The sequence below is a fragment of the Rhodococcus sp. S3 genome (genome assembly GCF_058211795.1).
In genome coordinates this window covers 346855-372967 of sequence record NZ_CM177074.1, presented here as the reverse complement: position 1 = coordinate 372967, position 26113 = coordinate 346855, and the positions used below count along the sequence as shown (strand labels likewise).

Annotated in this window: 22 protein-coding genes and 2 pseudogenes; 8 read left to right on the top strand and 16 right to left on the bottom strand. The window is 68.1% G+C overall.

Translation table 11 applies throughout. The annotated features are described in order from the left end of the window. Positions 1–270: 270 nt before the first annotated feature. Positions 271–1050 (bottom strand): enoyl-CoA hydratase, encoded by a 780-nt coding sequence (locus tag AC0LPE_RS01735; RefSeq protein WP_016693188.1) that lies wholly within the window; start codon positions 1048–1050, stop codon positions 271–273. After that, positions 1047–2036, bottom strand: a complete 990-nt coding sequence (locus AC0LPE_RS01730) for an NAD(P)H-dependent flavin oxidoreductase (RefSeq protein ID WP_016693187.1) — start codon at positions 2034–2036, stop codon at positions 1047–1049. Before AC0LPE_RS01730 ends, AC0LPE_RS01735 begins: the two co-directional genes overlap by 4 nt. Before the next feature lie 254 nt (positions 2037–2290). On the opposite strand from AC0LPE_RS01730, the gene AC0LPE_RS01725 reads away from it, so the two are divergent. Genes AC0LPE_RS01725 through AC0LPE_RS01715 form a run of 3 tightly spaced genes read left to right on the top strand, consistent with a single transcriptional unit; the run spans position 2291 to position 5162 of the window. Further along, positions 2291–3568, top strand: coding sequence for a TetR/AcrR family transcriptional regulator (locus AC0LPE_RS01725; RefSeq protein ID WP_490605498.1), 1278 nt, complete (start codon positions 2291–2293; stop codon positions 3566–3568). Then, the gene (locus tag AC0LPE_RS01720) at positions 3565–4689 is read left to right on the top strand and encodes an NAD(P)-dependent alcohol dehydrogenase (protein ID WP_301847919.1); all 1125 of its coding nucleotides are present in this window, start codon (positions 3565–3567) and stop codon (positions 4687–4689) included. Before AC0LPE_RS01725 ends, AC0LPE_RS01720 begins: the two co-directional genes overlap by 4 nt. Further along, on the top strand, positions 4686–5162 hold the full coding sequence (locus tag AC0LPE_RS01715) for a DUF4334 domain-containing protein (protein WP_088898822.1): 477 nt from the start codon (positions 4686–4688) through the stop codon (positions 5160–5162). The genes AC0LPE_RS01720 and AC0LPE_RS01715 overlap by 4 nt, the downstream gene beginning before the upstream one ends. A gap of 68 nt (positions 5163–5230) precedes the next feature. Here AC0LPE_RS01715 and AC0LPE_RS01710 read toward each other — a convergent pair whose 3' ends face one another. Both AC0LPE_RS01710 and AC0LPE_RS01705 read right to left on the bottom strand, forming a co-directional pair. After that, positions 5231–6088, bottom strand: coding sequence for an oxygenase MpaB family protein (locus AC0LPE_RS01710; protein ID WP_088898823.1), 858 nt, complete (start codon positions 6086–6088; stop codon positions 5231–5233). Positions 6089–6168: 80 nt separating this feature from the next. Continuing rightward, entirely contained in the window at positions 6169–6918 is a 750-nt protein-coding gene (locus AC0LPE_RS01705; RefSeq protein WP_490605497.1) for a GntR family transcriptional regulator, read from the bottom strand. 130 nt (positions 6919–7048) lie between these two features. Between AC0LPE_RS01705 and AC0LPE_RS01700 the strand changes: the two genes are divergently transcribed. Beyond that, positions 7049–8584: an aldehyde dehydrogenase family protein gene (locus AC0LPE_RS01700; RefSeq protein ID WP_088898846.1), complete on the top strand. Its 1536-nt coding sequence runs from the start codon at positions 7049–7051 to the stop codon at positions 8582–8584. A gap of 4 nt (positions 8585–8588) precedes the next feature. Continuing rightward, positions 8589–9554: an oxygenase MpaB family protein gene (locus AC0LPE_RS01695; RefSeq protein WP_016693180.1), complete on the top strand. Its 966-nt coding sequence runs from the start codon at positions 8589–8591 to the stop codon at positions 9552–9554. A gap of 95 nt (positions 9555–9649) precedes the next feature. Here the strand turns inward: AC0LPE_RS01695 and AC0LPE_RS01690 are convergent, their stop codons facing one another. The 5 genes from AC0LPE_RS01690 to AC0LPE_RS01670 form a co-directional block, all read right to left on the bottom strand. Then, on the bottom strand, positions 9650–11146 hold the full coding sequence (locus tag AC0LPE_RS01690) for an MFS transporter (protein WP_420714471.1): 1497 nt from the start codon (positions 11144–11146) through the stop codon (positions 9650–9652). Positions 11147–11243: 97 nt separating this feature from the next. After that, positions 11244–11843, bottom strand: coding sequence for a TetR/AcrR family transcriptional regulator (locus AC0LPE_RS01685; protein ID WP_301847921.1), 600 nt, complete (start codon positions 11841–11843; stop codon positions 11244–11246). Next, positions 11840–12448, bottom strand: coding sequence for a recombination mediator RecR (recR, locus tag AC0LPE_RS01680; protein WP_016693177.1), 609 nt, complete (start codon positions 12446–12448; stop codon positions 11840–11842). Before recR ends, AC0LPE_RS01685 begins: the two co-directional genes overlap by 4 nt. 9 nt (positions 12449–12457) lie before the next feature. Further along, a complete protein-coding gene (locus AC0LPE_RS01675; RefSeq protein WP_016693176.1) occupies positions 12458–12781 on the bottom strand; it encodes a YbaB/EbfC family nucleoid-associated protein in 324 nt (107 codons plus the stop codon). Positions 12782–12885: 104 nt separating this feature from the next. Continuing rightward, positions 12886–13320, bottom strand: a complete 435-nt coding sequence (locus tag AC0LPE_RS01670) for an SRPBCC family protein (protein WP_026061346.1) — start codon at positions 13318–13320, stop codon at positions 12886–12888. Between the two features lie 149 nt (positions 13321–13469). Between AC0LPE_RS01670 and AC0LPE_RS01665 the strand changes: the two genes are divergently transcribed. Both AC0LPE_RS01665 and AC0LPE_RS01660 read left to right on the top strand, forming a co-directional pair. After that, entirely contained in the window at positions 13470–14930 is a 1461-nt protein-coding gene (locus AC0LPE_RS01665; RefSeq protein WP_490605496.1) for an FAD-binding oxidoreductase, read from the top strand. Beyond that, positions 14927–16234, top strand: a complete 1308-nt coding sequence (locus tag AC0LPE_RS01660; protein ID WP_490605495.1) for a class I SAM-dependent methyltransferase — start codon at positions 14927–14929, stop codon at positions 16232–16234. Before AC0LPE_RS01665 ends, AC0LPE_RS01660 begins: the two co-directional genes overlap by 4 nt. A gap of 81 nt (positions 16235–16315) precedes the next feature. On the opposite strand, the gene AC0LPE_RS01655 is transcribed toward AC0LPE_RS01660, so the two are convergent. The 4 genes and pseudogenes from AC0LPE_RS01655 to AC0LPE_RS01640 form a co-directional block, all read right to left on the bottom strand. Further along, a complete protein-coding gene (locus tag AC0LPE_RS01655; protein WP_490605494.1) occupies positions 16316–18463 on the bottom strand; it encodes a 3-hydroxyacyl-CoA dehydrogenase NAD-binding domain-containing protein in 2148 nt (715 codons plus the stop codon). A gap of 23 nt (positions 18464–18486) precedes the next feature. Then, positions 18487–19701, bottom strand: a complete 1215-nt coding sequence (locus AC0LPE_RS01650; RefSeq protein WP_490606298.1) for an acetyl-CoA C-acetyltransferase — start codon at positions 19699–19701, stop codon at positions 18487–18489. A gap of 636 nt (positions 19702–20337) precedes the next feature. Further along, positions 20338–20970: pseudogene (locus tag AC0LPE_RS01645) on the bottom strand (HAD family hydrolase); the annotation flags it as partial. After that, positions 20886–21879: pseudogene (locus tag AC0LPE_RS01640) on the bottom strand (FAD-dependent oxidoreductase); the annotation flags it as partial. The pseudogenes AC0LPE_RS01640 and AC0LPE_RS01645, both read right to left, overlap by 85 nt. Positions 21880–21895: 16 nt before the next feature. Between AC0LPE_RS01640 and AC0LPE_RS01635 the strand changes: the two are divergent. After that, the gene (locus AC0LPE_RS01635) at positions 21896–22612 is read left to right on the top strand and encodes a GntR family transcriptional regulator (protein WP_490605493.1); all 717 of its coding nucleotides are present in this window, start codon (positions 21896–21898) and stop codon (positions 22610–22612) included. Positions 22613–22620: 8 nt separating this feature from the next. Here AC0LPE_RS01635 and AC0LPE_RS01630 read toward each other — a convergent pair whose 3' ends face one another. From AC0LPE_RS01630 to AC0LPE_RS01620, 3 genes are all read right to left on the bottom strand, one after another. Then, positions 22621–23271, bottom strand: coding sequence for a response regulator (locus AC0LPE_RS01630; RefSeq protein WP_088898837.1), 651 nt, complete (start codon positions 23269–23271; stop codon positions 22621–22623). Then, positions 23268–25199, bottom strand: a complete 1932-nt coding sequence (locus tag AC0LPE_RS01625; protein WP_490605492.1) for a sensor histidine kinase — start codon at positions 25197–25199, stop codon at positions 23268–23270. Before AC0LPE_RS01625 ends, AC0LPE_RS01630 begins: the two co-directional genes overlap by 4 nt. Before the next feature lie 70 nt (positions 25200–25269). Further along, entirely contained in the window at positions 25270–25965 is a 696-nt protein-coding gene (locus AC0LPE_RS01620) for a hypothetical protein (protein WP_172414999.1), read from the bottom strand. Between the last annotated feature and the right edge of the window lie 148 nt (positions 25966–26113).

Sequence of the window (26113 nt, the reverse complement as noted above, 5' to 3'; positions counted from 1 at the left end):
GCCTGTGCCGAGCCGTCGATGTGTGAGGCACATTACAGGCCCGGAACGGTTTGGGCCAGAGCTTTTGTTAACGGAGATTCCGCGAATGCGGCCCGACTCGCTCCAGGCGTCGTCGCCGAGCGAGAACGGGTGGATACCGCAGAAAATACTGGTCGAGCGCTGGGTTCACCGGACGGGAGCGGGTGTTCCGACGAGCACGCCGGTCCCTGCTCCCGCCCGGGAAGTTCCTTGTCGATCCCCCGAGAACCGTGCTCGGGAAGGATCGCCCGGTCAGGCGAAGCGGGCGGGGCGCTTCTCCAGCATCGCCATGGCCCCCTCTGCGAAGTCGGCGGAGCCGAGGAGTTCGACCTGGCCGTCCTTCTCCCGCGCGAGCGCCGCGTCGAGTTCGCCGAGCGTCGAGGCGTTGAGGGCCCGCTTCGTCAGTTCCAGGGCACGTCGCGGGCCGGATGCGGTCCGCGAGGCGACGGCGTCGACATGTGCGGCAAGTTCGGCGTCGGGCAGGGTGCGGGCCACCAGTCCGAACCGGTCGGCGTCCTGCGCGGACACCCGCTCGCCGAGCAGTGCCATCTCGGCGGCCCGGGCCCGCCCGATCGCGGCGGGAACCAGCAGGCTCGCGCCGCCGTCGGGCATCAGTCCGATGTTGACGAAGGCGAGCAGGAAGTACGCGCTCTCGGCCGCGTAGGTGAGATCGGCCGCGAGGGCGATCGAGACGCCGACGCCCGCGGCGGGTCCGTTGACCGCCGCGATGACGGGGACCGGGACGGACGCGATCGTCCGGACCAGTTCGTTGGCGGTGTCCATGACGACACCGGGGTCCTGCGGATCCGCTGCTCCCGCAGCCAGGTCCGCACCCGTGCAGAACGCCGATCCCTCACCGGTGACGACGATCGTACGGACGCGTTCGTCGTCGCCGGCCGCCTTCACCGCGTCGCTCAGCGTCTTCATCGTGGTCAAGTCGATCGCGTTCATCCGGCGCGGACGCGTGATGGTCAGTCGCAGGATGCCGTCGGCGAGTTCGGACCGCAGGCTCTCGGTGGTGGTCGAGGTCATGCGCGCACCGCCCGGTCGGCACCGACGATGTCGTTCAGGCGGCCCGTGATGACGGCCTCCGCCTCGGTGACCATGCGGTCGACCAGTTCGCCGACGGTGGGGATGTCGTGGATGAGCCCCTGGCTCTGCCCGGCCGTCCAGATACCGGCGTCGAGATCTCCGTCCTCGAACACCTTGCGGCCGCGCGCACCGGCGACCAGGTGGGCGATGTCGCCGAATTCGGCTCCGCGCGATTCGATCTCGACGACCTCTTCGCTCACCGCGTTGGTGGCGACACGAGCGGTGTTGCGCAAAGTGCGGAAGATGAGCTTGGTGTCGAGTTCGGTGTTGCGGACGATCTGCTCCTTGACCTCGTGGGCCACGGGCGATTCGACCGTGCACATGAAGCGGGTGCCCATGTTGACACCATCGGCGCCGAGCGCGAGCGCTGCCACGAGCCCGCGGGAATCGGCGATGCCGCCCGAGGCGATGACGGGGATGCCGAGCTTGCTCGTCGCGGCGGGGATGAGGATCAGGCCCGGGACGTCGTCCTCACCCGGGTGGCCGGCGCACTCGAAGCCGTCGATGCTCACGGCGTCCACGCCGATGCGCTCGGCCTTGACCGCGTGCCGCACGCTCGTGCACTTGTGGATCACCTTGATGCCGGCGTCCTTGAAGTGCGGCAGGTGATCGGCCGGGTTGAAGCCGGCGGTCTCGACGATCTTCACGCCCGAGTCGATGATCGCCTGGCGGTACTCGGCGTACGGCGGCGGATTGATCGACGGCAGGATCGTGAGGTTGACGCCGAAGGGCTTGTCGGTGAGTTCGCGCGTCCGTTCGATCTCGCGAACGAGATCCTCCGGGGTGGGCTGGGTCAGTGCGGTGATGAAGCCCAGCGCTCCCGCCTCCGCCACGGCGGCCACGAGTTCGGCGCGGCCGACCCACATCATGCCGCCCTGGACGATGGGATGCTCCACCCCGAAAATCTCGGTGAATCGGGTTCTCACGAGTCCTCCTCGGTCCTTCGAAAAGTGCCGCTGTCGTGACGGTTCCGTATGCGCCCAGCGGTGACGCACCTGAAGAATTGGGGTTAACTTTGCGTCCTGGGTGCTGGTTTGTCAATACGTTCTGTCCTGCAGTTTTGGCGATTCTTACCCGAAAGTAGTGTTTCTCTGCAGGGGGTGCGACTGTTACCTTTGAGGCCGACGAACATTCGCCGCGACATCGCGGCCGGAAACAGGATCCACGACGAGGAGGCAGGGTGCCCGAACAAGCGCAGGTCGGGGCACGCACAGCCGCGAAGACCGGCACCCCGACCCCCACCGTGCGGCGCCGGCCGAAGAACCGCAAGGCCCAGATCGCCACGGTCGCGGCCGAGGCGTTCAGCGAACGCGGCTACCACGGCGTGAGCATCGACGAGATCGCCACTGCCGTCGGCATCTCCGGCCCCGCCCTGTACCGGCACTTCCCGAACAAGTACGCCCTGTTCCAACACGCCGTGGTCACCCTCGCCGACGCCCTCGGCGCCGCCCTCGCGGAGTTCGACGAGCAGAGCGGAGCGAACGGCGCCGAACTCGACGCCGCCGAGGAACTCGAACGCAAGCTCCTCGCGCTCATCCGCACCACGATCGACAACCGCCGGACGGGCGGGTTGTACCGCTGGGAACGTCGCTATCTCACCGGCGAGGACCACAGCGAGATCCGCTCGAAGATGAGAGCGCTCAACCGCCATCTCGCCCGCACGGTCGCGCGCCTGCGGCCCGATCTCACCGACGACGACTACATCCTGCTCAGCAGCGCGATGCTCAGCGTGATCGGCTCCATCACCACCCACCGTGTCCCACTGTCCAACCGGCGCCTGCAGCAGCTGCTGCTCGACGCGTGCACGGCGGTCGCCGCGACCGACCTGGTGCCCGATGTCGACGAGCCCACGCCACCCCCCGAACCGCGCGGATTGTCCGTAGCGAACAAGCGCGAGGTCCTCCTGCAGGAGGCAGTGCTGCTCTTCGATGCGCGGGGCTATCACGAGGTGAGCATCGAGGAGATCGGTGCGGCAGCCGGTATCAACGCGTCCGGCGTCTACCGGCACTTCGCGAGCAAGGCCGATCTGCTCGCGGCCGCCTTCCACCGGGCCGGTGATCGCGTCGCGGTGATCATCGGCGAGGCGCTCGCCGACTCGACGACCTCCGCGCAGGCCCTCGACGTCCTCACCGAGGTGTACGTCCGGATGTCGTTCGAGAACAGCGAACTGATGTCGGTGTACTTCGCCGAGGTCGGCAATCTGCCCGCGCACCACCGCAGCGACCTGCGGAACATCCAGCGCCTCAACATCGAGGAATGGGCCCGTCTGGTCGGCGAGCTACGCCCCGAACTGCCCGCCGTCGAGTGCCGTTTCCTCGTGCACGCCGCGCTCAACCTCGTGCTCGACACCGGCAACCTCGTGCACTTCCTGCCCACCCCCTCCCGGCAACGCCGGGTACAGCAGCTGATGCTCTCGGTGCTGCTCGGCGGCACCGGTTCGCCGGAGGCGGCGGGATGACCCGCACCGCGACCGCCGCGGTACTCCGCGAGTACGGCGCACCGCTGCGGCTCGAGACGGTGACCGTGCCCGAACTGCGCGACGACGAAGTGCTCGTCCAGGTTCACGGGGTCGGGATCTGCCACACCGATCTCACCGCCGCCGCGGGAGGCGTCCCCGTCCCGACGCCCGTCGTGCTGGGCCACGAGGGTGCCGGGGTCGTCACCGAAGTGGGTTCGGCAGTCACCGATCTCGCGGTCGGCGACCGGGTGGTCCTCGGATTCGACTCGTGCCGCACGTGCCGCAACTGTGCCCGGGGACGGCACGCCTACTGCACGCGGTTCGCCCCGCTCAACTACGGCGGTGTGCGCGGTGACGGCACCGCGGTGCTCCGCGACGCCGACGGAGCACCGGTGCACGGCAACTGGTTCGGACAGTCGTCGTTCTCCTCGCTCGTCGTGGCCACCGAACGCAACGCGGTGCGTCTGCCGGCGGATGTCCCGGTGGCGTCGGCGGGTCCGCTCGGGTGCGGTCTGGCGACCGGCGCCGGAACCGTGCTCGAGGTGCTGCGGCCGGAACGGGGGTCGACGATCGTCGTCTTCGGTCTCGGCGCCGTCGGCATGGCCGCGGTGATGGCGGCACGTATCGCCGGGTGCGCGAACATCATCGGTGTCGACCCCAACCCGCGACGGCACGGACTCGCGCGATCGCTCGGGGCCACCGAGCTGCTCTCCCCCACCGATCACGACGACCTCGGACGCCATCTGCGCCGTCTCACCGGCGGTGGCGCCGACTACGCGGTGGAGTCCGTGGGTTCGGAATCCGTGATCCGGCAGGCACTGTCGTCCCTGACCAGTCCCGGCGTCTGCGCCACCCTCGGACTGCGCGCCGGCCGCAATCCCGTCTCGATCGACCAGACCCATCTGTTGTCCGGTCGCACCCTGACCGGAGTCATCGAGGGCGACGTCGATCCGCACCGGTTCCTTCCCGAACTGGCCGCACTGTGGCGCGACGGGCGCTTCCCCGTCGACGAGCTCGTTCAGACCTTCGATTTCACGAAACTCGACGACGCTCTCGCCGCTGTCGCTTCCGGCGAGGTCGTCAAGGCCGTACTCACCTTCGACATCCAGGGGAACACATGAACGTCGTCCAGCGACTCGAGGAACTGCGCGCCCGCACCGACCGGATCGATCCTCGCGAACTCGACGCCCTCTGGGAGCATCTCGCTCCTGCACGCATCGACGATCTCGTCGGATACCGCTGGAAGGGCTTCAGTTTCGACACCGGGCACCGCACCCACACACTGCTCGGCAGGTCGCGGTGGTACGGGAAGACGTTCGCGTCTGTGTCCGAGGTCCAGCCGCTCGTGTGTTACGACGAGGACGGCGAGTTGTTCTCCGACACGAAGACCGGACGCGGCGAGGCGAGCCTGTGGGAGATCGTCTTCCGCGGCGAGGTGACGGCGACGATGGTTTACGACGGCATGCCGGTCTTCGACCATTTCAAGAAGGTCGACGACGACACCGTCGTCGGGGTGATGAACGGTAAGGGCTCGCTGGTGTTCGACGACGGTGAGCACTACTGGTTCGGTCTCGAACGCGACAGCGCCGTGTAATCGTCCGACGGGAAACGACACAGTGGCCGGACGTGCGTCCGGCCACTGTGTCGTTCTCCGGAGAGAACTCAGATGACGTGCCCGTGCGCCTTCATCCGGCGGCGCATGTCGTTGAGGTAGTAGGTGGCCGACAGTTGGCGGATGGGCCTGGGCACCGCGCGGTAGATCGGCGGGACCACCTTCCAGAACAGGTCGAAGCGCCGCTGGTCGCGCGGACTCCACGGCAGCGCGAACTCGTCGCGCATGCGTTGCGGGAGAAGACCGATCGTCATGAAGCGCTGCAGCGGCATGAGAGCCCGAACAGGAAGCGGGGCGTCGCCGCCGGTGAGGAGGTCGCGGGTGAACGAACGCACCTTCCGGTCGACCTCGAAGGTCGCGATCATCTCGTCCCAGTACCTGTCGAACTCCTCCCGCGTCTTCGGCCACATGTCGTCCTTGACCTGCAGGGCCGTGCCGTAGACCGCGGACTGACGGTAGATGCGTTCGATGTCGGCGTCGGTGAGAGGACCGAACATCCGCCGGTACATGTCGACACCGTTGCGGTACAGCGTTGCGGCAACCCACAACTGGAGTTCGGGGTCGAAGGCGTTGTAGGTCTCCGAGCGCACCGGGACGTGCGCCTTGTTGACCATCCGGACGACCTGCTTCTTCTCCTCGGGAGTACCGAGCGTGACGGCGTAGACGTAGGTCATCGTGGTGCGCAGCCGGTCGAGCGGCCGCTGCAGGGTGGTGCTGTGGTCGGCGACGCCGTGCCCGACACCGCGCGATGCCAGCTGCAGGAGGACCGTCGCGCCGGCGCCGAGCAGGAGCATCGACTCTCCGACGAAGTCGGCCAGTTCGACCGAGCCCACCGGAAGCGGAGCGGGGGTCGCCACCGGTTCGTCGGTGGTGACGGCGGGGGCGCGCTCTTCGGCGTGGGTCGTCATCGGAGGTCTCCTGATGGTGAAAGTACGGGTGCAGCACTGTCATACAAATTGTGCACACCCGTACTCAGATAGGCAAGTGCCTATCCGGAGGGCGAATCGACCCCCGCCCGCTCGCGGTGGGCGACCAGGCGCGCGGCCGCGTCCTCGAACTGCACGAGCGTCTGCGTGATCACCTCGCTGTGGTCCTGCGCGGCGATCGCCTCGATCAGCTTCGTGTGCGACCGGATGGCGAGCGTGCCCCACTCGGCGTCCCGCGCGTAGAGGCGGTACGGAATCGTGCGCGCGGCGGTGTTGAGGAACCACGCGAGCTTGGGGCTGTCGGCGATGCGGTTGAGCTCGCGATGGAAGTCGAACTCGGCGTCGGCGATCCGCTCGATGTCGGGTGTCACCCCCTCCGGGACGACGACGAGCATGCGCAGCCTCTCGTTGAGTTCGGCCAGACGCTCGAGATCGGCCGGCGTGGCACGGTCGACCGCACGGAGCGCGAGCTCGACGGCGATCTGTCCCTGCAGCCAGAAGATGTCGTCGATGTCGCCGCGCGTGAGGGGCGAGACCCGGCACCCGCGATTCGGGGCGGATTCGACCATCCCCTCCCCGCGCAGCGTCAGCAGCGCCTCCCGGACGGGGGTGACGCTGACGCCGAGTTCGACCGCCGTCTCGTCGAGCCGGATGAAGTCGCCCGGACGCAGTGCGCCGGACATGATCGAGCCGCGGAGGTGGCCGGCCACCTCGTCGGACAGCTGCGGACGGCGCCGCACGGCCCCCTCCGAACGTCGGGATGCCGCAGCGTGATCCGCCGCTGTCCCGGGGCTGCGTGTCGGTGCCGCCATCGTGTCTCCTGTAGGAATCCGGACAACTGCGCACGGGGGTTGTCCAATTGGCCCGCGAACGCCTAATGTGATGTCCACTACAGCTATCACATCAAATATATGTGATGTGGTCCACCAGGAAGTGTCGAACATGACCCAGAACCTCACCAGTCCGAAAAACGCGAAGAGCAGCTCGGACAAGGCATCCACGGCAGCGAACACCGACACCTTCGCCAGCCTCGACCCCCGGAACGGCGAGGTGATCGCCGAGTATCCGATCGCCGACGAGGCCGCCGTGGGCGCGGCCGTCGAGCGTGCCCGCGTCGCCGCCCGCTGGTGGGAGGCCCAGGGCTTCCGCGGCCGCCGCGACTGGCTCCTCGAGTTCAAGAAGGCCGTCGCGTCCGACGCGACCTCGCTCGCATCGGTGGTGGCGAAGGAGACCGGCAAGCCCTTCGGCGACGCCTTCCTCGAAGTCATGCTGGCGGTCGAGCACCTCGACTGGGCGGCCAAGAACGCCAAGAAGGTGCTCAAGCCTCGCAAGGTGCCCTCGGGCGTCGCGAGCTTCAACCAGGCCGCGACCCTCGAGTACAAGCCGCTCGGCGTCATCGGCGTGATCGGCCCCTGGAACTACCCGGTCTACACCCCGATGGGTTCGATCGCCTACTCGCTGGCCGCCGGCAACGCCGTCGTGTTCAAGCCGAGCGAGCTCACCCCCGGTGTCGCGAAGTGGCTCGAGGACAAGTGGAACTCGATCGCCCCCACCCAGCCGGTCTTCCAGGTGATCACCGGTCTCGGTGAGACGGGTTCGGCGCTCGTACGTTCGGGTGTCGACAAGGTCGCCTTCACCGGCTCCGGCCCCACCGCCCGCAAGGTCATGGCGGTGTGCGCCGAGTCGCTCACCCCGCTCGTCGCCGAGTGCGGCGGCAAGGACGCGATGATCGTCGCTGCCGACGCGAACATCGACGAGGCCGTCGAGTTCGCCGCCTTCGGTGCGTTCGGCAACGCCGGCCAGACCTGCGCGGGCGTCGAGCGCATCTACGTCGAGGAGCCCGTCTACCGTGAGTTCCTCGACAAGCTCACCGCCACCGTCCGGCGTGCGAAGCCGGGCGGCGACGAGAACTCGACCTACGGCCCGATGACGCTTCCGCGCCAGGTCGACATCGTGCGCAACCACATCGAGGACGCCCTGAAGTCCGGCGGCAAGGCCGTCCTGGGCGGACTCGAGTCGGTGCAGGAGCGCATCGTCGAACCCGTCATCCTCACCGACGTGCCCGAGACCTCGGCCGCGGTGTGCGAGGAGACCTTCGGCCCGACGGTCGTCGTCAACAAGGTCCGCGACCTCGACGAGGCAGTCGAGCGCGCGAACGGCACCAACTACGGTCTCGGCGCGTCGATCTTCACGCGCAACAAGAAGAAGGGCCGTCAGCTCGCCGAGCGCCTGCGCAACGGCATGGTGTCGGTCAACTCGGTGCTCGGCTTCGCCGCCATCGCCTCGCTGCCCTTCGGCGGCATCGGCGAGTCCGGCTTCGGCCGCATCCACGGCGCCGACGGCCTGCGCGAGTTCAGCCGTCCCAAGTCCGTCACGGTGGCGAAGTTCAGCTCGCCGCTCAAGCTCATGAGCCTCGAGCGTCCGGAGCGCGACCTGAAGATCTCGCAGGCGATGCTCAAGTTCATGCACGGAAGGTGAGCCGATGACGACCACTCCCCCGCGCACTCGCAGCCGGAAGGCCGCCGTCGTCGCGAAGCCCGAGGCACGTATCGAGAAGGCCGGCACGTTCCCGCCCCCGAACAGGGATCCGCACCCGAAGCGTGGGCGGATGGGCTGGGTCAAGGTGATCGAGGAGCTCGACCCGGTCACGCAGCACCAGGACATCGTGCGGATCACCGCCGGCTACGAGTTCCCGTGGGACTATCAGCGGTCGCTCGAGTTCGCCCTCTTCCGCACGTACTGCGTGCCCAGCATCTCGGAACTGCTCGCCCGCACCGGCGAGTTCGAGAAGCGGCCGCAGAAGCGGTACGACGACACGGCGCTGCTGATGGCCGAGCTGGTCGAACACGGCTACGACGCCGAGCGGGGACGCGAATCGCTGCGCAACATCAACCGGATGCACGGCAAGTACTCGATCGACAACGACGACATGCTGTACGTCCTGTCGACCTTCGTGTACGACCCGCTCGACTGGATCGACCGTTACGGGTGGCGTCGTCTGCACCCGAAGGAGCGGCTGGCATCGTTCTACTTCTACCGCCAGGTGGGCATCCGGATGGGCATCAAGGACATCCCGGAGTCGTTCCAGGAGTTCCACCGGTTCAAGCTCGAATACGAGCGTGAGAAGTTCACCTACAGCGACGACAACCACGCCATCGGCACCTACACGTTGCGCCTGTTCCAGTCGTGGTACCCGAAGGTGCTGAACAAGGGCATCGAGAAGGTCGTCTTCGCACTGATCGACGACCGCATGGCGTCGGCGTTCGGTTTCCCGAAGAGCTCACCGCAGCTGACGGAGATCGTCGAGGGCGCGCTGCGGGCTCGGTCGGCGTTCGTGCGGCGACTGCCGAAGCGACGCGTGTCGCTGTCGGCGGGCAATGCCACCAACCGGACGTATCCGGGTTACCCCCTCGGTTACCGTCCGAACGATCTGGGCGTCGAACACTGACGCACCGATAGACCTGGGGGACAGGAGGGCGGCCCCGCATTCCGGTTTCACACCGGGTGCGGGGCCGTAACTGTTCGGGGAGGAGCGGACCGGGCTCAGTTCTCGACGGGCCGCAGGGCCTGCTTCGACGGGAGCGCGAACCCCGAGACGAAGACGACGACGGCGCAGCCGGCGCACACGAGATAGGCGATCACGAAGCCCGCCGTGCCGATGCCGAGCCCGCCGCCGAGGGTGTGAGCCGCGAGCACCGAGGCGACGACCGCGCTGCAGACGGTACTGCCCACAGTGCGGAGCAGGACGTTGACGCCGTTCGCCGCGGCGTTCTGCGACAGCGGCACCGCGCCGAGCAGGAGCACCGGCAGCGTGCAGTACACGAGCGACGTGCCGATGGCCGCGACGAAGATGGCGGCGACGACGAGCCACAGCGGCTTGCCGGGCACCGCGTGGACGCTGTAGCCGGCGAGCAGGAAGACCGCTCCGGTCATGATCGTGATCTTGGGTCCGAAACGTTCGGTGATCCGGGAGGCCACGATCGCGAAGATCATCATCGCGAAGCTCGCGGCCAGCTGACAGGCCGCGGCCTGGAGGATGGTCAGGTCGTATCCGGCTCCGTGCGCCGACGGCGCCTGCAGCAGCTGCGTGGTGATGAGGGTGTTGCCGTAGAAGGCGAACCCGACGAGCAGTGCCGACAGGTGCGGCGCGAGGACGGACCGGCGGGCCGAGACACGCAGGTCGACGAGCGGATTGCGGTTGCGCAACTGCTGCACGCCCCAGAGCACGAACAGCAGCACCGACGCGGCGAACGAGAGCAGCACCGCGGGGCTCGTCCAGCCCCACGTGCTGCCCTGGGTGATGGGCACGAGCAGGCACACCAGCGCGGCGGACAGGCCGGCGGCGCCCACGGCGTCGAAGCGACCACCGGTGCGGGTGTCGGATTCCGGGATGACGATCCACGCCGCGAGGGCGACACCGGCACCGATGGCGGCGGTGATCCAGAAGAGCAGGTGCCAGTCGGCGAACTGGACGATGGCGGCCGCGAACGGGATGCCGACCGCGGTGCCGATGCCGAGGGTGGAGCTGAGCATCGCGATCGAGCGCTCCACGTGCTCACGGGGCAGGACCTCGCGGAGGATCGCCATGCCGATCGGCAGCACTGCCGCGCCGGCGCCCTGCAGGCCACGGGCGAGGATGAGCAGTCCGATGTCGGAGGTCAACGCGCAGATCAGCGAGCCGAGGGTCATGAGCGAGAACGCGATGAGCAGCATCCGCTTCTTGCCGATCATGTCGGCGAGACGGCCGAAGATGGGCGTCATCACCGCACCGACCAGCAGGGTGCTCGTCACCAGCCACGACACGGCGGTGGTTCCGGCACCGGTGAAGCCCGGCATGCTCGGCAGGAGCGGGACCATGACGGTCTGCATGATGGCCTGGAAGACGGCACCGACCGCGAGAACCGGGAAGACGAGATGCCGCAGGTCGCGCGTCTTCTTCTCCGCCGGTCTGCTCGCCTTCTTCGCTGCGGACGCCGAGCGCGTCGGCGCTGAGACGGACCTACCCGCCACGTGCAGGCGCAGGGGGAGCGAGATCGACAACGACACCCCCTCATCGACAAACAGGTAAATAGCCGTTCACCACATTAGGTGAACGGCTATTTACCCTCAAGAGGAGTGACCAAGGTCATTCGTGCCGCTAAGAACCGTTTCCGTCGAGCAACCGCTGGACCAGCGGCGCGTACACGGCCACGACTTCCTCGACCGTGCCGGTCGCGCGCTCCTGCATCATGCGACGACGCATGATCGCCAACCCCATCACCGCCGACATCGCGAGCTCGGCCCGGAGCCGGGCATCCGGCCCCGGCAGCCGCGCGGCGAGCGCGTCGACCATCTGCGCGGAGTAGTTGTCGCGGAGCATGCGGTTGCTCTCCTCGCTGCCCCCGCTCATGAACAGGATGTTCATCGACAACGGCTTGTACGGCTCGAGCGGGCGGGCGAGCATCGCGACCATCCGCTCCCCCAGGCTCTCGAGCGGCCCGTCGAACAGCACCTGCGCGCCGTACTGGAAGTCGACGAGCTCCTCGTACAACTGCTCCTTCGAGCCGAAGTACTTGATGATCAGCGGTGCGCTGACCCCCGCTTCCTCCGCGATGTCCTTGAGCGTGATGTCGCGGTAGGGGCGCGTCGCGAACGCCTTCCCGGCAGCGTCGATGATCAGCTTCCGGGTCTCGTCGGAAGTCCGGCGACGCTTCTCGGGCCCACCCCGATGCGATGCCTCCGTGCTGCGCACGGTCACATCGCCCGCCTCCCCGACAACGCTCGTCCGAGCGTCAGTTCGTCGGCGAACTCGAGGTCGCCACCCATCGGCAGACCCGACGCGAGGCGGGTGACGCTCAACCCCGGGAAGTCGCGCAGCATGCGCACCAGATAGGTGGCCGTCGCCTCGCCCTCCGTGTTGGGGTCGGTCGCGATGATCACCTCGGAGACGTCGACGCCGTCCTCCTGGTTGCCGATCCGGGTGAGCAGTTCGCGGATGTGCAGCTGGTCGGGACCGACGCCGTTGAGCGGGTCGAGCGCACCGCCGAGGACGTGATAGCGCCCCCGGAACTCACGGGTGCGTTCGATCGCCTGCACGTCCTTCGGTTCCTCGACCACGCAGATCACCGTGCGGTCGCGGCGAGGATCGGAGCAGATCCGGCAACGCTGCTGGTCGGAGACCGTTCCGCAGACCTCGCAGAACTGCACGCCGTCGCGGATCCGCTGCAGCGCCGCCTGCAGGCGGTCGATCTCGGGCGGCTCGACCGAGAGCAGGTGGAACGCGATGCGCTGGGCACTCTTCGGACCGACGCCCGGAAGCTTGCCCAGCTCGTCGATGAGGTCCTGTACCGGTCCTTCGTACAACGCCGACCTCTAGAAACCGGGCAGGCCGGGGATTCCGCCGCCGAGCCCACCCGCGAGCGGACCGAGTTTCTCGGCCGCGATCTCCTGGGCCTTCGCCGAGGCGTCGGCGATCGCACCGACCACGAGATCCTGCAGGGTCTCGACGTCCTCGGGGTCGACGACCTTCGGATCGATCTTCACGGACACGACCTCGCCCGTGCCCTTCACCGTCGCCGTCACGAGGCCACCGCCGGCCTGGCCGGTGACCTCCGCCTGCGCCATCTCGTTCTGCGCAGCGGCGAGCTGCTGCTGCATCTGCTGGGCCTGAGCGAGGAGTTGCTGCATGTCGGGCATTCCACCACCGGGTTGCACGGCACGTCCTTTCTGCACGTTTGTGATGCCAGCCTAGTCGCCGCGCATCGGGGTCGGCACAGACGCCGAGGTCGACGGAACCGGGCTCAGTCGACTTCCTTCTTCAGGTTCTCGAGCACCTGCTGCTGGATCTTCTTCAGGCCGAGCGGCGCGAACGTCTTCTCGAAGAAGCCCTTGACGCCTCCGGCACCCTTCCACTGAGTGAGCACGACGACCGTCGAACCCGTCCCGTTCGGCACGACGCTGTAGGTCGTCACGAGCGTCGAGTTCGCGTCCGTCTCCGTGACGGTACTGCCCTTCACCGACACGGTGGCCTGCACGTCGCGCTGACGCTTCTCCGTGGCCTGGAGGATCCAGTGCACGACGGTGCCGTCACCGCGGCCGCCGGAGATCACGCGGTAGTCGCGGTAGTGCTCGGTGAGGATGCGCGGACGCACGGTCTCGTAGTCGGCCAGGGCGGTGAGCACCGCCTCGGGAGCTGCCGCCAACTGGATCGAACTACTTGCGCTGACCTGTGCCATGAACGACTCCTTCTGCTTCTTCCGTGCTGATGCGGGCTCGAATGTGCCTGTGACGACAGCATCCATCCTGCCCTGCGCGTTCCGGGACGGATGCGACCGCCGGGTCTATTGTGGACGTGCCCACTGATGCGCCGCTCCGAAGGAGTCGAATGCAGATGCCGAGATCGTCAGGTGTGAAGGTCCCGTACGGGGAGGCGGTACACCGTCAGGGTGTCGACCGCCTGCTGCGCTCGTACAGCGCGATTCCGGCCGACGCGCCCGTGCGACTCGCGAAGAAGACGTCGAACCTCTTTCGAGCACGCGCCGCGGTGAACGCGCCGGGGCTCGACGTCTCCGGCCTCGGCGGTGTCATCTCCGTCGACCCGCAGGCCCGCACCGCCGACGTCGCCGGCATGTGCACCTACGAGGACCTCGTCGACGCGACGCTGCCCTACGGCCTGGCACCGTTGGTCGTCCCGCAACTGAAGACCATCACGCTCGGCGGCGCCGTCACCGGGCTCGGCATCGAGTCGACGTCCTTCCGCAACGGTCTCCCCCACGAGTCGGTGCTCGAGATGGACATCCTCACCGGGTCCGGCGAGATCGTCACGGCCCGCCCCGAGGGTGAGCACGCCGACCTGTTCCACGGCTTCCCCAACTCGTACGGTTCGCTCGGATACGCCACGCGCCTGCGCATCGAACTCGAACCGGTGAAGCGTTTCGTCGCACTGCGTCACCTGCGATTCGACACGATCGCCGATCTGCAGTCCACTCTCGCGCGGATCGTCGACGAGCGGACCTGGGACGGCACGCCGGTCGACTACCTCGATGGTGTCGTCTTCTCCGCGACCGAGAGCTACCTGACGCTCGGCACGCAGACCGACGAGCCGGGCCCCGTCAGCGATTACACCGGGCAGGACATCTACTACCGGTCGATCCAGCACGTCTCGGTCAATCATCCCAAGCACGACCGGCTCACGATCCGCGACTATCTCTGGCGCTGGGACACCGATTGGTTCTGGTGCTCCCGGGCGTTCGGCGCACAGAATCCCCGGATCCGCCGTATATGGCCGAAACGGCTGCTGCGCAGCAGCTTCTACTGGAAACTCATCGCCCTCGACCACAAGTACTCGGTGGCCGATCGCCTCGAGGCACGCAAGGGCAATCCGCCCCGCGAGCGGGTCGTGCAGGACATCGAGGTGCCGCTCGAACGGACGCAGGAATTCGTCGAGTGGTTTCTCGAGGAGATTCCGATCGAGCCGATCTGGTTGTGCCCCTTGAAGTTGCGCGACACAGGATCGTCATCGGACGGACGGCACGCCGCGTCGTGGGATGCCGAGCGGCCGTGGCCGCTGTATCCGCTCGAACCCAAACGCACCTACGTCAACGTCGGGTTCTGGTCGTCGGTTCCCGTCGTGCCCGGCGCCGAGGATGGCGCAGCCAACCGGCTGATCGAGCAGAAGGTCGCCGAACTCGACGGACACAAGTCGCTCTACTCGGATTCGTTCTATTCCCGGGACGAATTCGAGAAGTTGTACTACGGCGGGGGCACGTACCCCGAGCTGAAGAAGAAATACGACCCGCGGTCCCGTCTACTGGACCTCTTCTCGAAGGCGGTGCAACGCAAATGACCCTGTTGAAGACCGAGCGGACCCGGTCCGCCGAGGAAAAGCTCACGCTCGCACAGATCGTCGAGATCGTCACCGGTGGCGAGATGCCGTTGAGGTTCACCGCATACGACGGTTCGTCCGCCGGTCCCGAGACTTCCCCTTACGGACTGCATCTCGCCACCCCGAAGGGGGCGACGTACATCGCGACGGCTCCCGGCGATCTCGGCATGGCGCGGGCGTACATCTCGGGCGACCTGCAGACCGACGGAGTACACCCGGGCAACCCGTACGCGCTCCTCGCGGCGCTCCGCGACCTCCACTTCGAACGCCCACCGGCCCGCGTACTCGCCCACATCGCACGGTCGCTCGGGACCGAACTCCTCAAGCCGATCGCGCCGCCGCCGCAGGAGCATCTGCCGCGCTGGCGCCGGATCGCCGAAGGTCTGAGGCACTCGAAGGCGCGCGACGCCGAGGTCATCCACCACCACTACGACGTGTCGAACGAGTTCTACGAGTACGTGCTCGGACCGTCGATGACGTACACCTGTGCGGTCTTCGACTCCGAGAGCCAGAGCCTCGAAGACGCCCAGGAGAACAAGTACCGCCTGGTGTTCGAGAAGTTGCGGCTGCGGCCGGGCGATCGGCTGCTCGACATCGGCTGCGGCTGGGGCGGGATGGTGCGCTATGCCGCACGGCGCGGCGTGAAGGCGCTCGGCGTGACGCTCTCACGAGAGCAGGCGGAATGGGCGCAGAAGGCCATCGTCGAGGAAGGCCTGAGCGATCTGGCCGAGATCCGGCATTCGGACTATCGCGACGTGCCCGAAGGGGGGTTCGACGCGATCTCGTCGATCGGATTGACCGAACACATCGGTGTCGCCAACTATCCCGCCTATTTCGGCTTCCTGCACGACAAGCTCCGCGACGGTGGTCTGCTGCTCAACCACTGCATCACCCGTCCGACGAACCGAGGCCGGGTCAAGGCCGGGGGCTTCATCGACCGGTATGTCTTCCCCGACGGGGAGCTCACCGGTTCCGGCCGGATCATCACCGAAGCCCAGGACGTCGGTTTCGAAGTCGTGCACGAGGAGAACCTCCGGGAGCACTACGCCCTGACGTTGAAGGGCTGGTGCGAATACCTCGAGAAGCACTGGGATGCCTGCGTCGCCGAAGTCGGTGAGGGCACCGCCCGGTTGTGGGGGCTGTACATGGCCGGCTCCCGTCTCGGTTTCGAACGCAATGTCGTGCAGTTGCACCAGGTGCTCGGCGTCAAGCTCGCCAAGGACAAGGCTCCCGCAGTTCCTCTGCGCCCCTGGTGGGTCGCCTAGAGGACGAGCTGCTCTCACCAGCCGAACGGGAAGGGCTCCCGACGCAGGATGCGTCGGGAGCCCTTCGTCGAACCGTGGGTGTCAGCTACGCAGCGATGCCGGCGGGGTGAAGCGCTCGCCGTACTTGGCCGCGAGCTCCTCGGCGCGCTTGACGAAGCCTTCCTTGCCACCCGGGTAGCCGACGATGTACTGAGCGACACCACCGGTCCAGGCCGGGAAGCCGATGCCGAGGATCGAGCCGATGTTGGCGTCGGCGGTGGTCTCGAGAACACCCTCGTCGAAGCACTTCTGGGTCTCGATCGCCTCGGCGAAGAGCATGCGGTCGATCAGATCCTGCAGCGGCACGTCGAGCGTCGCCTCGGTCTTGTAGTGATCGCGCACGCCCTGCCAGATGCCCAGGCGCTTGCCGTTCTCGTCGTACTCGTAGAAACCGGCCTTCTCGAGGCGGCCCGGACGGCCCTGCTCGATCATCCAGTCGACGACGTCGAGCGCGGGATGCCGCGTGGTGCCGAGCTTGGTGTCGCCCTGCTTGGCAGCCTCCTCGGTCTCCTTCGCGATCTTCTGCATGAGCTTCATGTTCAGCTCGTCGGTCAGCTGCAGCGGCGGAGCCGGGTAGCCCGCCTGCGAACCGGCCTGCTCGATGGTCGCGGGCTCGATGCCCTCGCCGAGCATGGCGATGGCCTCGTTGACGAACGTGCCGATCACGCGCGAGGTGAAGAAGCCGCGGCTGTCGTTGACGACGATCGGGGTCTTGCGGATCGCGAGCGTGTAGTCGAACACGCGGGCCAGGGCCTCGTCGGAGGTCTTCTCACCCTTGATGATCTCGACCAGCGGCATCTTGTCGACCGGCGAGAAGAAGTGGATACCGATGAAGTCCTCGGGACGCTTGACGCCGGTCGCGAGACCGGTGATCGGCAGCGTCGAGGTGTTCGAGCCGAGCAGCGCGTCGGGATCGACGATGTCCTCGATCTCCTGGAAGACCTTGTGCTTGAGCTCGGTGTTCTCGAAGACGGCCTCGATGACGAAGTCGACACCGGCGAAGTCGGCCGCGTCGGCGGTCGGCGTGATGCGGTCGAGGAGAGCCTTCGACTTCTCCTCGGTGGTCTTGCCACGCGAGAGTGCCTTGGCCTCGATCTTCTCCGAGTAGTTCTTGCCACGCTCGGCGGCCTCGAGGGTGACGTCCTTGAGGACGACCTCGAAACCGGCGCGGGCGGAGACGTATGCGATACCGGCGCCCATCATGCCGGCGCCGAGAACGCCGACCTTCTTGATCTCACGCTTCGGCACGTCCTTCGGACGCGAAGCGCCCGAGTTGATGGACTGCATGTCGAAGAAGAACGCCTGGATCATGTTCTTCGCGACCTGGCCGGTGGCGAGCTCGACGAAGTACCGCGACTCGATGGTCGAGGCGTTGTCGAAGTCGACCTGGGAGCCCTCGACGGCGGCGGCCATGATGGCGCGCGGAGCCGGCATCGGGGCGCCCTTGATCTGCTTGCGCAGGTTCGCGGGGAAGGCCGGGAGGTTCGCGGCGAAGGCCGGGCTGGACGGGGTGCCACCGGGGATCTTGTAGCCCTTGACATCCCACGGCTGGACGCCACCCTCGGGATTGGCCTTGATCCATTCCTTGGCGGCCGGGACGAGCTCCTCGACGCTGCCCACGACCTCGTGGACCAGGCCGATCTCCTTGGCCTTGACAGCGTTGTACTTGTTGCCCTGCAACAGTACCGAGAGCAGAGCGGTCTGGATGCCGAGGAGGCGCACGGTGCGGGTGATGCCACCGCCACCGGGGAGCAGGCCGAGGCTCGCCTCGGGCAGGCCGATCTGGACACCCTTGACGTCGGCGGCGATGCGGTGGTGCGTCGCGAGGGCGATCTCGAGACCGCCACCGAGGGCCGCGCCGTTGATGGCGGCGACGACGGGCTTACCGAGGGTCTCGAGGCGACGCAGGTCGGCCTTGATGCCCTGGACCTCGTCGAACGCGGCCTGCGCGTCGTCGGGGCCGATCGCGATGATGTTGCGCAGGTCACCGCCGGCGAAGAAGGTCTTCTTCGCGGAGGTGATCACCACACCGGTGATGGAGTCCTGCTCCTCGTACAGGCGGTCGACGGTGGCCTTCATCGACGCCTTGTACAGCTCGTTCATCGTGTTGGCGCCCTGGTTGGGGTCGTCAAGGGTCAGCACGACGATGCCGTCGGCGTCCTTCTCCCAGGAAATCATGTTGTCGCTCACTGTTGTTCGAATTCCTTCCGGTGTCAGACGCGCTCGATGATGGTGGCCACACCCATGCCGCCACCGATGCACAGGGTGACGAGGGCGCGCTTGGCTCCGCGGCGCTCGAGCTCGTCGATCATGGTGCCGGTGATCATGGCGCCGGTGGCGCCGAGCGGGTGGCCCATCGCGATGGCGCCGCCGTTGACGTTGAGCTTCTCGTCCGGGATGTTCAGATCCTTCTGGAACTTCAGGACGACCGAGGCGAAGGCCTCGTTGATCTCGAACAGGTCGATGTCGTCGACCGTCAGGCCCGCCGCGGCGAGAACCTTGTGCGCGGCCGGCGTGGGGCCGGTGAGCATGATCGTCGAGTCGGCACCGGAGGTGGCCGTGGCGACGACGCGGGCACGCGGGGTCAGGCCGAGGTCCTTGCCGGCCTGCTCGGAACCGACGAGCACGAGTGCCGCGCCGTCGACGATGCCCGAGCTGTTGCCGCCGTGGTGGACGTGGTTGATCTTCTCGACGAAGTGGTACCTCTGCTGCGCCACGGCGTCGAAGCCGCCCATCTCACCGATGGTCGCGAACGACGGCTGCAGCTTGGCCAGACCCTCGAGGGTCGTGTCCGGACGCATGTGCTCGTCCTGGTCGAGGATGGTCAGGCCGTTCTGGTCCTTGACCGGGACGACCGACTTGGAGAAGTAGCCGCCGGACCAGGCTGCCGCCGCGAGCTGCTGCGAACGCAGTGCGTAGGCGTCGACGTCCTCGCGGGTGAAGCCCTCGATGGTCGCGATGAGGTCGGCGGAGATGCCCTGGGGAACCAGGTAGCTGTCGTAGTTGGTGGCGGGATCGAGCATCCACGCGCCACCGTCGGAGCCCATGGGCACGCGGGACATCGACTCGACGCCACCGGCGAGGACGAGCTCGTCCCAGCCCGAGCGGACCTTCTGCGCAGCCATGTTGACGGCCTCGAGGCCCGACGCGCAGAAGCGGTTGATCTGGACGCCGCCGGTGGTGACCGGCAGGTTCGCGATGGTGACCGCGGTGCGGGCGATGTCGGCACCCTGATCGCCGACGGGGCTGACGACACCGAGGATCAGGTCGGAGATACGGTTCTCGTCGAGATCGGGGAATCGAACACGCAGCTCGTCGATCAGGCCCGTAACCAGGGAGATCGGCTTGACGGAGTGCAAAGAGCCCGTCTTCTTGCCTCGGCCGCGTGGTGTTCGGATGGCTTCATAGATGAATGCCTCGGTGGTCACAGTGCGCAGGTTCCTTCCCGTGCTTGCGGAGCGACGGCACCCACGGCCCTGCAGAGGGCCGCCGTGCCCAACCTCCCCCACGGTAGAAGCGGACGGCCCTCGGCGGTAAGGACCGAAGCGATCGGTGTCCGTGACCGAACCGAACGTCCGCAAACCCCTTACGGGACCACCGCCGCCCGCAGGCGCGGCGCCGCATACAGGACTTCCCGCAGCGCATCGAGGGGGACGGGGGTGCCGACGAGCCCGCGAGCACGAGGCGCCCGCCCACATCGAGGCGGACACCAGCGACGCGATCGCATCCGCCGAACCCGAGAAGTCGAGAGCGATATCGGCAGGACCACCGTCGTCGAGAACCGCGCCGAACCGGTCGGCGCGTGCCGCGTGCTGCGGGTCGGTGTCCATGATCATGACGTCGGCGCCGGCTTCGGCACACATGGCGACCGCCGTGACGCCGAGCATCCCGGCACCGCACACCACGACCCTGCGGCCGTCGAGATCGCCGGCCGTCTCAACCACCGCGACAGCCGTCGCGGTCGCACACGAGGCCGGAGCTGCGACGACGTCGGGCACCGCGGCCGGGACGGGCACGGTCGTCACGCCCGCGGGTAGCACGATGTACTCGGAGTAGGTACCCGACAGTGGCCACGGGCCGGTGAACGGTTCGTGGCCGACCTTCGTCACCGACCGGCACTTGGCCGTGCGCCCGGATCGGCACCGGTCGCAGTCGTGGCACGCGCACGTCACGCTCCACACGATCCGCTCCCCCACCGCCGCAGAGGCGTGCGGACCGGCAGCGACGCCCCCTACCCCTTCGTGTCCGAGCGTGAGGGTTTCGGGAAGCCTTGTTCGGTGAGCGCGCCGGGACGACAGAATGTCTCCTGCTGTGTCACCGACAACGACCACGTCACGGACGTCGTCGGTACCCGTGCGCAGCAGGGCGGTGAGGATCATGTCGGGGTAGGGGCATCCGCGACCGGCGTCGGCGGGTGTGAGAGCGAGGTCGGCGAGGTCGTGCCATCCGAGTACATCGAGCAGCCTGACCTGGGTGGATCGGCTGAATCCTGTGGTGAGTACGACTTTCACGCCGGCCTCACGCAGCTGCGTGATCGCCTTGCCGGTGCCCGTGCCGGGGGCGGCGGCGACGTCGCCCTGGTCGACGAATCGGGGCGTCCGGTTCCGGGATGTCAGAGGCCGAGCAGGTCGGCGGTCTCCTCGCCGAGATAGAGGCCGAGGGTCATACCGCGGCCACCCGGGCCGGCGACGACCCATACGTCTTCGTCGGCCTTCGCGCGGTGCACGAGCGCGTGGGGTCGATGCACTGGCTGTACACACCGGCCCAGCGCCGGACGACGCGCGGCAGTCGGCGGCCGAGGAACTCCTCGGTCACTGCGACGAGGTGGTCGTAGGGTTCTTCGTCGACGTCGAAGTCGAACGGTTCGTCGTAGGCGTGGGTGTCGCCGATGGTGAGGCCGACGTGCAGACGCTGGACGCACAGCAACTGCATGCGATGCTGCGCGGCGACGGGTCGTTGCTCCTCGGAGGCGGTGAGCTCGTCGAGGGCGGTACCGGCGAATCCCGGGTAGTAGCGCAGGCTGTCGCCGTCGGCGATCGACGTGGTGAGGTCTTCGCCGAGCGGTGCGGTCTGCATCATCTGCAGCCGGACCCTGCGCAATGGCAGGTCGCGGGCGAGGCCACCGAGTGTCGCGCCGGGACAGACGAGAACGAGGTCGGTCTCGTGCACGGTGCCGTGGTCGTCGCGCACTGCACGGTCCCGCGGGCCGTGCGGGAGACGTCCCGGGCCTCTGTGGACAGCAGGAACCGGTAGCGGCCCGAGATGGCGAGATGTTGCCGGATCGCCGGGAGCGCGATGCGGGATTCGACGGCAGCGTCCGTGCTGCAGTGCAGTGCCGCGAGGAAGTTACCGCGTAGCGCGGGGTTACGGCGGCGCGTCTCGTCCGCATCGAGCAGGGCGAATCCCCGTCGTTGCGCGTCGTCGCGTGCGACCGCTTCCTCCGCGACGGCGATCTCGGCGGCGGTGCGCGGCAGCGTCAGCGAACCGTTCGCGCGGAAACCGACGTCGGGAACGCGGGCGCCGAGGTCCTCCCACAGCTCGCGGGACCGCAGGGTTAGGGCCGGTTCGTCGAACTCCCGGTGAAACAGTTGGTGTAGACCGGAATTCGGTTACGCTGGATGTGTGGCCACCGTCGTTCGCGAAGCGCGCACCCTCAAGCACCAGATCGTGCGCCGCCAGGTGGAGTGCCTCCTCGACCAGCTCAGCGTGGGAGATCAGGTCCCTTCCGAACGCGATCTCGCCACACGATTCGACGTCGCCCGCGAAACCGTCCGTCAGGCACTTCGGGAACTGCTCGTCGACGGTCGCATCGAACGGCGGGGCCGCAGCACCGTCGTCGCCGGACCGAAGGTCGTCCAGCCTCTCGTCATCGGTTCCTACACCGAGGCCGCCCTGCTCGAAGGGCGCAGCGCCGGGCGTGTGCTCGTCGCGTGGACCGATCTCGTCGCCGACGACGAGTTGGCCTGCCGTCTCGGTCTCGAACCCGGCGATCCCGTCCTCGAACTCGAACGTGTCCTGCTCACCGACGGCGTGCATGTCGGGCTCGAACGCACGCGCCTTCCCGCACACCGCTTTCCGGAGCTGCGCCGGACGCTGGATCCGTCGTCGTCGCTGTACGCCGCGATCCGTTCGTACGGGATCACCTTCGCGCGGGCGGTCGAGCGGATCGAGACCACGCTGCCGGATGCGCGCGAGGCGGCGCTGCTCGACGCCGACACGCGCACCCCTATGCTGCTGCTCGAGCGGATCTCCTACGACGAGAACGACGTGCCGATCGAGCACCGCCGGTCGCTCTACCGCGGCGACCGGATGTCCTTCGTCACGACCGTCACTCCCTGAGCAGCAGGTCAGTCGACGCCCAGGCCTGCTTCTCGCGCACGCACGATCGCGCTCGCCCGGTCGGCGGCACCGATCTTGCCGAGGATGTTCGACACGTGGTTGCGCACCGTCTTCTGGCTGAGCACGAGCCGACGGGAGATCGCGGTGTTGTCCAGTCCGCGGGCCACGAGATCGAGGATCTCCCGCTCCCGTTCGGTCAGGTCCGGGAAGGCCGCCGAGGTGTTGCGGGAGGTCGCGACCGCCGCAAGGGCTTTCGCCGCGACCGCCGCACCGACGATCATCTCGCCGTCGGCCACGGCCCGGATCGCCCGTTCGACCCCTGACGGATCGGCCCCCTTGACGAGATAACCCGACGCACCGGCACGGATCGATGCGACGAGGATGTCCTCGTCCTCGTGCATGGTGACCATCAGGATCCGGGTGCCCGGCGACTTCCGGAGGATGCTGCGGGTCGCGTCGATCCCCGATCCGTCGCCGAGTTCGATGTCCATGAGCACGACGTCGACGTCGGTGGTCACGACCTCGAGCGCCTCCCCCACCGAACTCGCCTGGCACACGACGTCGATCCCGCCGAGGGTGCCCAGCAGGGCCGCCATACCGAGGCGGAAGACGGGATGGTCGTCGACGACCGCAACGCGTATCGCTCCGTTGTCGCTCATGATTCGGACCAGGGTAGCCGTGCCCGCACCACGACACCGCGCGGGTCGCCGGGTTCGATGCCCACCGTTCCGCCGACCTCCCGGGCCCGTTCCCGCATGCTCTGCGTCCCCACACCGACACGCGCGTCGGTCGCGAGCCCTCGTCCGTCGTCGACGATGTCGAGGACCAGCAGGTCGCCCTCCGCCGCGACCCGCACCGTGCATTCGTCGGCGCCGGAGTGCCGTCGTGCGTTGATGATCGCCTCGGAGGCGATGCCGTAGGCGGCCCACGCGATCGGCCCGGACATCCCGGCGGGGAGGTCGGACTGCAGGTCGACGCGGAATCCCGCGCGGGCGTGGGTGATCACGAGTTCGTCGAGTGCGGCGGTGAGGCCGAGTTCGTCGAGGACCGGGGGCAGCAGACTGCGCGACAGTTCGCGGACACCGTCGACCTGCCGGTCGAGTTCGCGGAGCAGTTCGTCGACGAGTCCGGCCGCGGCTTCCGGGTCGGTGGCGACGAGATTGCGTGCGCCCTGCAGGCCGAGCCGCACCCCGGCGAGCGACGGGCCGAGACCGTCGTGCAGTTCACGGCGGATGGTGCGGCGTTCCTCGAGTCTCACCTCGGTGAGGCGGCGACGTGCGTCTTCGAGGTCCTCCGCAGACCGCAGGACGACGAGACCGGCGTCGACGACGGTCGCGAGTTCGGTGAGCGCCCGCCGGCTGCGTGTCCCGAGCGATTCGCCCGGGGGTGCGGTGACGGCGAGTGTGGCGTCACCGGAACCGACCGGCACCTCCTCGACGGGTCCGGTCGCGGTCCCCCAGCGTGCGATCACGTCGCTGCCGCGGCGCACCTCGACCGATTCGAGGCGCAGTGCGGTACCGATGCCGGCGGCGAGTTCGCCCAGCAGCAGGTCGGGGGAATCGGCACCGGCGAAGTGCCGCCCGAGGATCCGGACGGCGCGTGCCGGGTCGACGCCGTCACCGTAGACGAGGCGGTGCACCTTCCGGCCGAGCCACATCCGCACCGGTTGCACGGCCAGGGCGACGGCGGTGGCGGCGACCGCCTGGGCGAAGACCGACTCGTTCGGGAGCACCAGCGACACCGCGACCGTCACCGCGAGATAGCAGGTGACGAGCACGGCGGTGAGACTGCCGGCGAGCGCGGCACGACCGACGGCGAGGTCGATACCCCAGAGTCGTTGGCGCAGCACGACGGCGAGGATCGCGACCGGATAGAAGGCCTGCGTCGCAAGGTGGAGCAGCGGTGTGAGCATCCACGGCACGTCCGGGACTGCCATCGGGATGTACGAGGCCGTCATCAGGGCACTGCCGAGCGCGAGCCATCCCGTCCCGGATCGTTCGCCGGCCGGAGCGTGGCGGCGACGCCACTCGACGTGCCCCGCGGTCAGGAAGCCCACGGCCACAACGGGTCCGACGAACCAGATGTCGGCGATATCGGTGAAGGTGCGCGCCCAGAAGAACCAGGCGATCGTCAGGACGCCGATGCCGATCCCGGCCCGCACCACGGGATCGGCCGGGCGGTCGCGGACGAGCCACGGCACCACCAGGAACAACGCGAGCGTCCCGGGGATCCAGGTGGTGTTCTGCAGCGGACCGAGGAATCCGACGGGCAGTTCGGGGCGGACGAGGGCGAGCTGGGTCCAGCTGTAGGACACCGCTGCCACACCGACGCCGATCGACGCGACGGCCAGCAGGATCGGCACGGCGTGGACCCGGCGGGCGAGGATCACCCCGGCGACCGTCCCGTAGACGGCGGCTCCGACGACGTCGACGAGGAGGAACAGCTGGTCGGAATCGAGCGCGGGCCGGGCCGCGACGAACACGACGACGGCCGCGACGGCGAGCAGCCAGGAGGCGACGGCCACGACGGCGGCGGGTACCGGTGCCCCGGTACCCGCCGATCCGTTCGCCGCGACTGTGTCCTTCATGGTGCGGTGAGTATGCACCACTGTGTCCTCGATGCGGCCGGTATACGCCGCTGGGCCGCTCGCAGTGGCACTAACGTGCACGCCGGTCCGCGAGGGCGAATCCGACTCCGGCCACCAACACCCACACCGGGCCGGTGAAACCCGCCATGTACTGCAGCGGGGAGATGCCGAGGAGCAGCGTCAGGCCGCCGAGAACGATGCTCGCCCAACCGATCCACCGGGGCGCCGCGCGGTGACGCAGGGCCGCCACCGCGACCGCGACGCCGCTGACGCCGGCACCGACCCACAGCCACGGGATGGTGCCCATCCAGTGCGAGGCGAAGACCGCCACCTCGGGCACCATCTGGTCGGTGTTGCCGAGGCCGAACAGCAACTCGGTGTCGAGCCCGGTACCCATGAGGGTCGCAACCGAGGTGAGCACGAGACCGAATGCCGCGACCGTCGGCACGAGGCTGAACTCCGGAGTGCCCGCGCGCAGCCGACGCTGCAGTCCGGCAGCGAAGACGAGCAGCAGCGTCGTCGACACCATCAGCGTCAGATGCATGACGAGCATGGCCGTGCGCTGCCCGGCGAACTCGGTCATGATCGCCACCGCGTTGCCGGCGGTGCGCTCGTTGTACGCCGCGCTCATCGCCATGCTCGCCTGGATGCCCACGACGCCGGCGAGTCCGGCGACCGCCCCCGTCCACGCCCAGAGCGAACCGGGGCCACGACGGTCGGGGGCGATCGGCGCGAGGGGTTCGGTCTCGGTGCCGAGAGTGTTCATGAGAGTCCCTTCGGATCGGTGCGACGCCCTGCGCGTCGTGGAAGAAACGATCCGGTGCCCGGTGTCCCGGGTGGAAGGGACGGCCGTCCCGACCTTCCGGGACCACCGTTCGCGCCATCCCCGGGCACGACGAACGAGGGGGAGGTTG